Source organism: Bradyrhizobium sp. SOJA106 (assembly GCF_059448745.1).
On sequence record NZ_CM182549.1, the window covers coordinates 6,336,563 to 6,346,536 of the forward strand.

At 63.6% G+C, this 9,974-nt stretch carries 12 protein-coding genes; 9 read left to right on the top strand and 3 right to left on the bottom strand.

What is annotated here, in order from left to right:
* The first annotated feature begins 3 nt into the window (after window positions 1-3).
* Window positions 4-360 (top strand): c-type cytochrome, encoded by a 357-nt coding sequence (locus AC5V87_RS29870; RefSeq protein WP_495368602.1) that lies wholly within the window; start codon window positions 4-6, stop codon window positions 358-360.
* A complete protein-coding gene (locus AC5V87_RS29875) occupies window positions 357-1,289 on the top strand; it encodes a substrate-binding periplasmic protein (protein WP_495368603.1) in 933 nt (310 codons plus the stop codon). The genes AC5V87_RS29870 and AC5V87_RS29875 overlap by 4 nt, the downstream gene beginning before the upstream one ends.
* Here the strand turns inward: AC5V87_RS29875 and AC5V87_RS29880 are convergent.
* Window positions 1,280-1,483, bottom strand: a complete 204-nt coding sequence (locus AC5V87_RS29880) for a hypothetical protein (RefSeq protein ID WP_495368604.1) — start codon at window positions 1,481-1,483, stop codon at window positions 1,280-1,282. The two genes, AC5V87_RS29875 and AC5V87_RS29880, sit on opposite strands and share 10 nt — an antisense overlap.
* Before the next feature lie 6 nt (window positions 1,484-1,489).
* Entirely contained in the window at window positions 1,490-1,963 is a 474-nt protein-coding gene (locus AC5V87_RS29885; RefSeq protein WP_495368605.1) for a hypothetical protein, read from the bottom strand.
* Window positions 1,964-2,108: 145 nt separating this feature from the next.
* On the opposite strand from AC5V87_RS29885, the gene AC5V87_RS29890 reads away from it, so the two are divergent.
* The 3 genes from AC5V87_RS29890 to AC5V87_RS29900 all read left to right on the top strand — a co-directional run bounded on the left by AC5V87_RS29890 (window position 2,109) and on the right by AC5V87_RS29900 (window position 4,227).
* Window positions 2,109-2,537 carry an FUSC family protein gene (locus tag AC5V87_RS29890; RefSeq protein ID WP_495368606.1) on the top strand — a complete coding sequence of 143 codons (429 nt, stop codon included), beginning with the start codon at window positions 2,109-2,111 and terminating at the stop codon, window positions 2,535-2,537.
* A 121-nt stretch (window positions 2,538-2,658) separates the two neighbouring features.
* The gene (locus AC5V87_RS29895; protein ID WP_456836845.1) at window positions 2,659-3,657 is read left to right on the top strand and encodes a Bug family tripartite tricarboxylate transporter substrate binding protein; all 999 of its coding nucleotides are present in this window, start codon (window positions 2,659-2,661) and stop codon (window positions 3,655-3,657) included.
* Window positions 3,658-3,801: 144 nt separating this feature from the next.
* Window positions 3,802-4,227, top strand: coding sequence for a hypothetical protein (locus AC5V87_RS29900; RefSeq protein WP_456836844.1), 426 nt, complete (start codon window positions 3,802-3,804; stop codon window positions 4,225-4,227).
* Window positions 4,228-4,261: 34 nt separating this feature from the next.
* Here the strand turns inward: AC5V87_RS29900 and AC5V87_RS29905 are convergent, their stop codons facing one another.
* Entirely contained in the window at window positions 4,262-5,230 is a 969-nt protein-coding gene (locus AC5V87_RS29905) for a helix-turn-helix domain-containing protein (protein ID WP_495368607.1), read from the bottom strand.
* A gap of 515 nt (window positions 5,231-5,745) precedes the next feature.
* Between AC5V87_RS29905 and xoxF5 the strand changes: the two genes are divergently transcribed.
* The 4 genes from xoxF5 to gfa all read left to right on the top strand — a co-directional run bounded on the left by xoxF5 (window position 5,746) and on the right by gfa (window position 9,917).
* Window positions 5,746-7,548, top strand: coding sequence for a lanthanide-dependent methanol dehydrogenase XoxF5 (gene xoxF5 / locus AC5V87_RS29910; RefSeq protein ID WP_456836842.1), 1,803 nt, complete (start codon window positions 5,746-5,748; stop codon window positions 7,546-7,548).
* A 110-nt stretch (window positions 7,549-7,658) separates the two neighbouring features.
* Window positions 7,659-8,150: a c-type cytochrome, methanol metabolism-related gene (locus AC5V87_RS29915; RefSeq protein ID WP_456843258.1), complete on the top strand. Its 492-nt coding sequence runs from the start codon at window positions 7,659-7,661 to the stop codon at window positions 8,148-8,150.
* Window positions 8,151-8,210: 60 nt separating this feature from the next.
* A complete protein-coding gene (locus AC5V87_RS29920) occupies window positions 8,211-9,320 on the top strand; it encodes an S-(hydroxymethyl)glutathione dehydrogenase/class III alcohol dehydrogenase (RefSeq protein ID WP_495368608.1) in 1,110 nt (369 codons plus the stop codon).
* A gap of 33 nt (window positions 9,321-9,353) precedes the next feature.
* Window positions 9,354-9,917, top strand: coding sequence for an S-(hydroxymethyl)glutathione synthase (gfa, locus tag AC5V87_RS29925; RefSeq protein ID WP_456836840.1), 564 nt, complete (start codon window positions 9,354-9,356; stop codon window positions 9,915-9,917).
* The last annotated feature ends 57 nt before the right edge of the window (window positions 9,918-9,974 follow it).

Genomic DNA, 9,974 nt, shown 5'->3' on the forward strand with positions numbered 1-9,974 from the left:
GCGATGCTGAAAGACATCTCTCACAAGACGGTGGCGTTCTTCGCCACCGCCCTGGTACTGACGGTCGCGCTTGCAGCGACCGTCCGTGCCGCGGACGACGCAACCGGCAATCCACTGCAGGCGCAGATCGACCATGGCAAGTCGACCTACGCTTCGAAATGTTCGCACTGCCACGGCCCCAATATGATGAATTCCGGCACCATCACGCCGGATCTGCGCGCCTTTCCCGACGACAAGCCGCGCTTCGTCAGCACCGTGAAGAACGGCAAGAACAACAAGATGCCGCCTTGGGGCGACATCCTCAGCGACGACGAGATCGGGGATCTCTGGGCCTTCGTCTCGAGCCGGAGGAAGCCGTGAGGCGCTCGCTCGCCGCATCAGCCGCGGCCGCGATCCTCGCGGTGGCGGCCACAGTCGCGGCGCGCGCGGCCGACGATCCACTCAAGATCTGCCTCGACGAGGACCGGCCGCCGCTCTCGGCGCATCGGAAGGGCAAGCCGGATGCCGGCTTCGACGTGCTGCTGGCACAGGCGATCGCGCAGCGAATGGGGCGAGCGCTGACGATCCAGTGGTTCGAGAGCAAGCTGGATGAGGATTCCAGCCCGCAGCTGGAAGCCAACGCGCTGCTCTCCGACGCGCGGTGCGCGCTGGTCGGCGGCTACGCGCTGACCACGGATTCTTTGGTCAAGCCCGGTATGACGACGGCGCGCCTGCCCGACTTTGCCGGCGCCACACGCGACGACAGGCGTCGCCGGGTCGCTCTCGGCGTGCTCGCCCCAAGCCGGCCTTACGTCTATTCGCCGATGACGGTGGTGCTGGGGCCGAAGGCGCGGGGCCGAGAGATCAGTGACATCGGCGACCTCGCCGGCCTGCGCCTTGCAATCGAGAGCGGCTCGCTCGGCGATGCCGTCCTGATGACGTTCGATAAGGGACGCCTGATCGACAACATCACCCACCTCGTCCCTGGCCGCGACGACCTGCTCGGCGCGCTCCAGCGCGGCGACTATGACGCGACGCTGATCGATCTTGCCCGGTTCGACGCCTATCGCGCCGCGCATCCCGATACGGCCGTCACCGCGTCCGGCTACTACTACCCGATCGGCGCCAATCGCGGCTATGTCGGGCTCGCCAGCAATGGCCCGCTAATGGATGCGGTCAACAAGGCGCTGACGGAGCTTGCCGCCGAGGGCAAGATCGCGGAGTTCGCCAAGCAAGCCGGCCTCACCTATTTGCCGCCACGCGAGCCCGCGATCCTCGGCGACGTCTGGATGAAGATCATTCAGCGGTGACGATCATGGCGGCGAGCGGCAGCGCCGCCCCGCACGCCACCGTCTTGCCCCGGCTTGGCCGACGCATCCGGTACGCCGCGGCCTATCGATTGAGCCACGAACGTCTCGGCGTACTGGATCGCCTGGTCAAAGCCGGGCGATGACAGCGAGAGCGTGAAAAGGCCGCCGCGCCATACGCAAAGTTTCTGCAGCATTCCGTGCTATGCTCGGCATTTCATTCGCCGCTTTGGTGCCCCGTGAATTCCCGCACGATTCCCACCGCCGCAGGCCTGCGCGATCTCCTCGCCCGCGAGGTCAAAATCGCCGAGCTCGTGCGCGCGCTGATCGTGGTCGGGCCGATGGTCGCCGCCTATTTCATCGCGCGTGAGACGGCGCTGCTCAATCTCGGCCTCATCGCGGTGTCGCTGCTCATTCCGGCGCTCCGGCAACACTTTCCGCCGAAGGTCATTGCCTGGCACTACCTGGCCATCCTCGCCACCTTTGCCGCGTTGTTCCTCGCAGCTCCGGTCAAGCCGCTGTTCGTGGTGTTGACGGCGCTCGCCGGCTTCCTGGCTGTCGCGGGCACGCGCTATGGCGAGCATTTCCGCACGCTCGGCAATTGGCTGTTCATCCCCGCCGTCTATCTCGCCTGCGAGGTGCGGGAGGGCGTCAGCGCCTCGGAAGCGCTGCGGCATGCCGGCGTGATCATCGCCTCCTCTCCGATCGCACTGGCGCTGGTCTGTGCCATCCAGATTTACGACCAGCGCCGGGGCGGCACTGCCGCGACCTCGTTCGGACCGCCCGCGGCCGAAATGGTTTCTGCCCGCGCTCGCGACCGCGATGGCGGTCTTTGCCGCAACGGCGCTGGTCGAGATCCTGAACCTTGCGCAGGGGCAATGGGTGATGTGGTCGGCCGCGAGCGTCGTCGTCGGCGATCTCACGGCCTCCACCGGCAAGCTGAAGCAGCGGGCGATCGGCGCCTTGCTCGGCGTGCCGCTCGGCTTTCTTGCCGGCCTTGCCTTGCCGCAAAGCCGCGCCGGCTATGCGATCGCGGTGCTCGCGGCCTCCCTCACGCTGATCTCGTTCTCCCGCTATGTCGTCGGCTTTGGCCTGCGCTGCTTCTTCATTGCGCTAGCCGCGTCCTTTGCCGGCGGCGCCAGCGGCATTGCCGAGGAGCGTATCGTCAACGTGCTGATCGGCGGCACTTTTGGCCAGATTGCGGTGGCGCTGACCGAGATCGTCTGGCGGCGGATGATGCGGAAGGCCTGATTTCCGGCAGACGGGAGATTCGGCCCGCCCTCTCCTTTTCGAATGCGCCAATCTGTCTCGCCTGTCGCCCATGGTGGCGCCGGCCTGATGCAGTAGGTTCGATAAAAATCAGGAGGGAATCATGTCCGCAAAATTCGATCGCCGCCACTTCATTGCCGCCGGGACCAGCGCCCTCGCTCTGCCTTTCGTTTCGCGCAGCGCCTCGGCGCAAGGCACATCGGGCACGTGGCCATCGCGGCAGATCCGCATGATCTGCAGCTATCCCGCCGGCGGGCAGACCGACCTGCTCGCGCGCGCTTATGGCGAATTCATCTCCAAGCAGGTCGGCAAGACCGTCGTCGTCGAGAACAAGCCGGGTGCTTCCGGCGCGATCGGCACCGCGGAAGTCGCCCGCGCCGAGCCTGACGGCCACACCATCCTGTGCTCGATCTCGACCACCTTCATCATGAACCGGGTGGTGATGAAGAATCCGGGCTACGACATGGACAAGGATCTGACGCTGGTCAGCGTCATCCCGGGCGCGGGCCTGCTGCTGATCGCGAACCCCAAGACCGGCGTCAAGACGCTGGAGGATTTCGTCGCCTTCGCGCGCAAGAGCGGCAAGGTGAATTTCGGCACCTACAGCGCGGGCTCGGCGCCGCACATGACGATCAACGAGCTCAATAAGCAGTACGGCCTCAACATCGAGCCGGTCCATTATCGCGGCGAAGCGCCGATGTGGACGGGGATGCTGGAAGGCACGCTCGATGCGGCCATGGGCAGCTACACGGCGGCGCAATCGGTCCTGCAAAGCGATCGCGGCACCGTGTTCGCGGTGCATTCGAAGAAGGTCGACGCGATCCCGGCGATCAAGACTCTCCCAGAGCAGGGCGCGACGTCGAAGTTCTTCACCGTGAGCGGCTTCTCGGGCTGGGCCGTGCCGAAGGCAACGCCGCAACCGGTCGTCGACCGCCTCGCCGAGCTCTGCGTCGCCGCCAACAGCGATCCAAAAGTGAAGGAGGTTCTCGCGACCTTCGTGCTCGAGCCCGCGATCGGCTTCAAGGAGACCAATGAGCTGTATCAGCGCGAGCTGCCGATCTGGATCGAGAGCGCAAAGTCGCTCGGCCTCGAGCCGGCTTGACCGCTAGGGCATCGCGCAACGGACCAGCTCCTCTGCACGGCCTGGCATCCGACCAAAAGCCTAGTGTCGGAAAACGCACTTTCCCGCTATGATTGCGCGCCGCCGCCAGCACCGTCGACGGCGCGGACGAGAAGGGCCGATCGCATGACACCGGATGCAGTCGCCGTCGCCGTTATGATCATCCTGCTCTTTCCAATGGGGTATTTCACGCTGGCCTCGCCGGCCTTCCTGCTGGTGAGGCTCGATATCCAGCCCGTCGCTCAATTGCTGCGCGGAATGTTCAACGCGCACTTCCTGGTCATGGGCGTTGCCGGCCTCATCGGAACGGTGGCTCTGCTCCTCGACGGTCGCCTGCTCGCCGCACTGGGCGTCGGCATGCTCACAGCCCTCGCGATCTGGGGACGCCCCTGGTTCATGCGACGGATGGACGACCAGCTCAGCGCGAGGGATGCCGGCGATGCCGAGGCCCCGCGTCGGCTGCGCCGACTGCACTGGAGCGGAATGCTCGGCAACGCGGTTTTGCTCGGCGCGCTCCTGGCCAGCATTCCCTACATGGCGACGGGGGCGTGAGCGGCATTGTCGCCGGAGTCATGCCGGCGGCGGTCTAATGCTCGTCCGCGACGGCCGCGGCTTGCTGCGCCTTGTGGATCGAGGACGGCACAACGCCGAAATATTTTCGGAACACGCGGCTGAAATGCGATGAGCTGGAGAAGCCCCAGGAGAACGCGACGTCGGTAATGGTCTTGCCGGCGTGGGCCTCGAGCTCCTGGCGGCAGTTCTGCAAGCGTGCCTGCCAGATGTAGTCGCTCACCGTGGTGCCGCGCTCCGAGAACAACATGTGCAGATAGCGCTTGGAGCAGCCGAGCTCGGCAGAGATCTGGTCGATGCACAAATCCGGATCGCGCAGGTGTTCCCGGATGAAGAACTGCGCGCGCACATACATCGCCTCGGGCCCGACGCGATCGAACATCGTATCGGCTTCGCGCAGCGGCAGCAGCAACAGGTCGATCAGCGAATCGGCGACGCCGACCGCGCTGTTCGCCGACAGCTTGGCCGCCTCATCGAAGGTCGCATGGACGAAGTCATGAGCGATCCGCCCCGTCCCGGTCTTCGCCGACAGTTTGTAGGCCGGCATCCGCTGCGACGGGAAGCCCCGATCGCGCAGCAACGATTTGGGCACGATCACGACGTCGTGACGGGTGAAGGCGGGGCTGATGATCGAATGCGGACAGGAGACGTCATAAGCGATGATGTCGCCGGGATTGATTTCGATATGGCGGCCTTCCTGCTCGAAATAGGATACGCCATAGGTCTGGAAGTGGATCTTGATGTACGGGTGTTCATTGGCCTTGGCGCGCGCCAGCGTGTGCGCGATGCGATGCTGACTCACCTCGATCTGGCATAGCTTCAAGCGAGAGACGGAGGTGTAATCGATGCGGCCTTCGAGCGAGGACGCCTCCAGTGGATCGACGTCGAAATGCCCACACAGGCTCGTGAGTCCGTCGGTCCAGCTTTGGATCTGGCGCTTCGGCGTCATTCCGGTCGTCGAGAGCGTGTGAATTGTGTCGGACATTAATCCAGCCACTGTTTTGATTCGGAGTTTCGACGCGAATCGCGACCGGTGCTGCCGGAGCCCTCAGCCGTGATTGCGTGACGTTTACCTCGAATTTGAGTGGTCTTTTGCAGCGAGCGCCATCGCTCCATTGCCACCCTTCAAAGTTAATCCTCCGCCTTAGTTGCACCGCCGTCAAGGGGAACCTGAGTGCTGACGGCGCTCCAGAAGCCGCGCGGAAGCCGCTGAATTCGCTACTGCAAAATCAAAATCTTCGCCTCCGTGCGCTGTCAAGCAAACCGCCTTCTCTCTTGGGCAAGTTTCCCGATGACGAAGCCGTTAGGGATTGTGTCAGGAACAACAAGAACGGGCCGCTCCTGCACGTGGACCCGTGACTCTCATCCAGGAGGAGGAAGCAGCACAGCATCGTTTCTGGTCCCAATCGTGACCGCCCTGCACGAGCAGACGCCGGACGAGAAGCCCGGTGATTGATCAATGCTTCGGAAACAATAAACGAGACCAACGGAGGAATAACTATGCGCAAGGTGCTACTGGCGACCTATCTTGGCTCCGCGGCGGCTCTCGCCGTCGGCAGCGCCTCAGCCAATGATGAGCTGATCAAGATGTCGCAGAACCCGAAAGACTGGGTGATGCCGGCGGGCGACTACGCCAATACCCGCTATTCCAAGCTGAACCAGATCAACGCACAAAACGTGGGCAAGCTCCAGGTTGCCTGGACCTTCTCCACCGGCGTGCTGCGCGGCCATGAAGGCGGCCCGCTGATCATCGGCAACGTCATGTACGTCCACACGCCGTTCCCGAACAAGGTCTACGCCATTGACCTTTCCAATGAGAACAAGATCATCTGGAAGTACGAGCCCAAGCAGGACCCCAACGTCATCCCGGTGATGTGCTGCGACACAGTTAACCGCGGCCTGTCCTACGGCGACGGCAAGATCATCCTGCATCAGGCAGACACCACCCTCGTCGCGCTCGACGCCAAGACCGGCCAGGTCGCCTGGTCGGCGACGAACGGCGATCCCAGCAAGGGCCAGACCGGCACCTCGGCGGCGCTGGTCGTCAAGGACAAGGTGCTCGTCGGCATCTCCGGCGGCGAATTCGGCGTGCAGTGCCACGTCACCGCTTACGATCTCAAGAGCGGCAAGCAGGTCTGGCGCGCCTTCTCCGAAGGTCCGGATGACCAGATCAAGTTCACCTCCGCCACCACCTCGCTGGGCAAGCCGGTCGGCGCCGACTCCAGCCTGAAGACCTGGCAGGGGGATCAGTGGAAGATCGGCGGCGGCTGCACATGGGGCTGGATGTCCTACGATCCCGCTCTGAACCTCGTCTATTACGGGTCGGGCAATCCCTCGACCTGGAATCCGAAGCAGCGTCCGGGCGACAACAAATGGTCGATGACCATCTTCGCGCGCAACGCGGACACCGGCGAAGCCAAGTGGGTCTATCAGATGACGCCCCATGACGAATGGGACTATGACGGCGTCAACGAGATGATCCTCTCGGATCAGCAGATCAACGGCCAGGCGCGCAAGCTCTTGACTCATTTCGACCGCAACGGTCTCGCCTACACGATGGACCGCGAGACGGGCGAGCTGCTGGTCGCCGAAAAGTACGATCCGAAGGTGAACTGGACCTCCGGCGTCGACATGGACAAAAACTCGCCGACCTATGGCCGTCCGAAGGTGCTCGACGCAGCCTCGACCGACAAGGCCGGTGAAGACCACAACGTGAAGGGCATCTGCCCGGCCGCGCTCGGCACCAAGGACGAGCAGCCGGCGGCCTACTCGCCGGACACGCAGCTGTTCTACGTTCCGACCAACCACGTCTGCATGGATTACGAGCCGTTCAAGGTGAGCTACACCGCGGGCCAGCCCTATGTGGGTGCGACGCTCTCGATGTATCCGCCGCAGGGTGAGAGCCACATGGGCAACTTCATCGCCTGGGATGGCAAGACCGGCAAGATCGTTTGGTCGAACAAGGAGCAGTTCTCGGTCTGGTCGGGTGCGCTCGCGACCGCCGGCGGCGTGGTGTTCTACGGCACGCTCGAAGGCTACCTGAAGGCGGTCGATGCCAAGTCCGGCAAGGAGCTCTACAAGTTCAAGACTCCCTCCGGCATCATCGGCAACGTCACCACCTACGAGAACAACGGCAAGCAGTATGTTGCCGTGCTCTCCGGCGTGGGTGGCTGGGCCGGCATCGGTCTGGCAGCGGGTCTGACCGATCCGACCGCGGGTCTCGGCGCAGTCGGTGGCTACGCCGCGCTCAGCAACTACACGGCTCTCGGCGGTACGCTGACCGTGTTCTCGCTGCCCAACTAGGTCTCTCAACATCGCTCCGGCGCGTGGATCGTTCCACGCGCCGGTTCGTCTCCACCGAACGCCTTCCGAGGAAAAATCTCTTGCGTAAACTCTGCATTGTCATTGCTGCGATGATCTTCGTTGGGTCCGGAGGAATTGCGATCGCGGACGGTCCGGGCGACCCGACCGCCGTGAAGAAGGAAGACGACGGCAAATGGCTCGATAAGGAAGGAAACCCGACCTACAAGATTTCGGCCGATGGCACCGTGGACTGGTTCACCTATTCCGGCTACCGCCGCTATCACTCCGACTGCCACGTCTGCCATGGCCCCGACGGCATGGGATCCACTTACGCACCGGCGCTGAAGGATTCCGTCAAGACGATGAGCTACGGCGATTTCCTCGGCGTCGTCGCCTCCGGCCGCAAGAACATCTCGACCGCGCAGGAGAACGTCATGCCGGCGTTCGGCGACAACCCGAATGTCGCCTGCTACATGGACGATCTCTACGTCTATCTCCGCGCGCGCTCCACCGAAGCCTGGGGCCGGCAGCGTCCTTCGAAGAAGGAAGAGAAGACGGAGGCCTACACCAAGGCTGAAGACGCCTGCATGGGCAAGAAATGAACGTTGCGGAGACTGCCAAGACTACTTCCTGGCGTCTGCTGAGAATTTGAGGAGCTACCGATGAAGACACGTGCCGCCGTCGCTTTCGAAGCCAAGAAGCCGCTCGAGATCGTCGAAGTCGATCTGGAAGGACCCAAGGCCGGCGAGGTCCTGGTCGAGATCAAGGCAACGGGCATCTGCCACACCGACGCCTACACGCTCGACGGCTTTGACAGCGAGGGAATCTTCCCCTCGATCCTCGGCCATGAGGGCGCCGGCATCATCCGCGAGATCGGTCCCGGCGTGATCTCGGTGAAGCCGGGCGACCACGTCATTCCGCTCTACACGCCGGAATGCCGGCAGTGCAAAAGCTGCCTGAGCCAGAAGACCAATCTCTGCACCGCGATCCGCGCGACGCAAGGCAAGGGCGTGATGCCCGACGGCACCAGCCGCTTCTCCTACAAGGGCAAGCCGATCTATCATTACATGGGCTGCTCTACCTTCTCGAACTTCACCGTGCTGCCCGAGATCGCGGTCGCCAAGATCCGTGAGGACGCGCCCTTCGACAAGAGCTGCTATATCGGCTGCGGCGTCACCACTGGCGTCGGCGCCGTCGTCAACACCGCCAAGGTCGAGCCGGGCTCCAACGTCATCGTGTTCGGTCTCGGCGGCATCGGCCTCAACGTGATCCAGGGCGCCAAGATGGCTGGCGCCGACAAGATCATCGGCGTCGACATCAACGACTCCAAGGAGGATTGGGGCAAGCGGTTCGGCATGACCCACTTCGTCAACCCGAAGAAGGTCACGGGCGACATCGTCCAGCATCTCGTCGGCCTCACCGACGGCGGCGCCGACTACACCTTCGACTGCACCGGCAACACCACCGTGATGCGCCAGGCGCTGGAAGCCTGCCATCGCGGCTGGGGCACCTCGATCATCATCGGTGTCGCCGAAGCCGGCAAGGAGATCGCCACCCGCCCGTTCCAGCTCGTCACCGGACGCAACTGGCGCGGCACCGCCTTCGGCGGCGCGCGCGGCCGCACCGACGTGCCGAAGATCGTCGACTGGTACATGAACGGAAAGATCCAGATCGATCCGATGATCACCCACGTACTCAAGCTCGAAGAGATCAACAAGGGTTTTGACCTCATGCACGAGGGCAAATCCATCCGTTCCGTCGTCGTGTACTAGCCCACAGGCATCGCACCCAAGGAGGATCGACTCATGACTGTTGCACTCCATCCCTCGATCGATAACGGCATCAAACAGGGCAGCGGCAGCTTTGCCGGCGGCACGCTGGTCTGCAAGTGCGAGGACCACCCGGTCAAGGTCGCGGTGAAGGGCGATGTCGCCCACAACCACGCCTGCGGCTGCACCAAGTGCTGGAAGCCGCAGGGCGCGACCTTCTCGGTCGTCGCCGTGGTGCCGCGCCAGAACGTCACCGTGACCGAGAACGGCGATAAACTCCAGATCGTCGATCCTTCCGCGGTGATCCAGCGCTACGCCTGCAAGGCCTGCGGCACGCATATGTACGGCCGCATCGAGAACAAGAACCATCCGTTCTACGGCCTCGACTTCATCCATCCCGAACTGTTCCAGGAGCAGGGCTGGCAGGCGCCGCAATTCGCCGCCTTCGTCTCCTCCGTGATCGAATCGGGTGTGAAGCCGGAGCAGATGGCGGGCATCCGCGCGCGGCTGAAGGAAATTGGGCTTGAGCCCTATGATTGCCTGTCACCCGCACTGATGGACGCGATCGCGACCCACGTCGCCAAGGCCAAAGCGGCCTGAACGAGGCCGCCTGAACACAGGCTCTGCCCCGTCCACTCGCCAGCGCCGACGAAGGCC

Excerpts from the sequence above, each read along its gene's own strand:
- AC5V87_RS29870 (WP_495368602.1), top strand. The coding sequence starts at position 4 with ATGCTGAAAGACATCTCTCACAAGACGGTGGCGTTCTTCGCCACCGCC.
- AC5V87_RS29880 (WP_495368604.1), bottom strand. The coding sequence starts at position 1,483 with ATGCTGCAGAAACTTTGCGTATGGCGCGGCGGCCTTTTCACGCTCTCG.
- AC5V87_RS29885 (WP_495368605.1), bottom strand. The coding sequence starts at position 1,963 with ATGCCGCAGCGCTTCCGAGGCGCTGACGCCCTCCCGCACCTCGCAGGC.
- AC5V87_RS29890 (WP_495368606.1), top strand. The coding sequence starts at position 2,109 with ATGGCGGTCTTTGCCGCAACGGCGCTGGTCGAGATCCTGAACCTTGCG.
- AC5V87_RS29895 (WP_456836845.1), top strand. The coding sequence starts at position 2,659 with ATGTCCGCAAAATTCGATCGCCGCCACTTCATTGCCGCCGGGACCAGC.
- AC5V87_RS29900 (WP_456836844.1), top strand. The coding sequence starts at position 3,802 with ATGACACCGGATGCAGTCGCCGTCGCCGTTATGATCATCCTGCTCTTT.
- AC5V87_RS29905 (WP_495368607.1), bottom strand. The coding sequence starts at position 5,230 with ATGTCCGACACAATTCACACGCTCTCGACGACCGGAATGACGCCGAAG.
- xoxF5 (WP_456836842.1), top strand. The coding sequence starts at position 5,746 with ATGCGCAAGGTGCTACTGGCGACCTATCTTGGCTCCGCGGCGGCTCTC.
- AC5V87_RS29915 (WP_456843258.1), top strand. The coding sequence starts at position 7,659 with ATGATCTTCGTTGGGTCCGGAGGAATTGCGATCGCGGACGGTCCGGGC.
- AC5V87_RS29920 (WP_495368608.1), top strand. The coding sequence starts at position 8,211 with ATGAAGACACGTGCCGCCGTCGCTTTCGAAGCCAAGAAGCCGCTCGAG.
- gfa (WP_456836840.1), top strand. The coding sequence starts at position 9,354 with ATGACTGTTGCACTCCATCCCTCGATCGATAACGGCATCAAACAGGGC.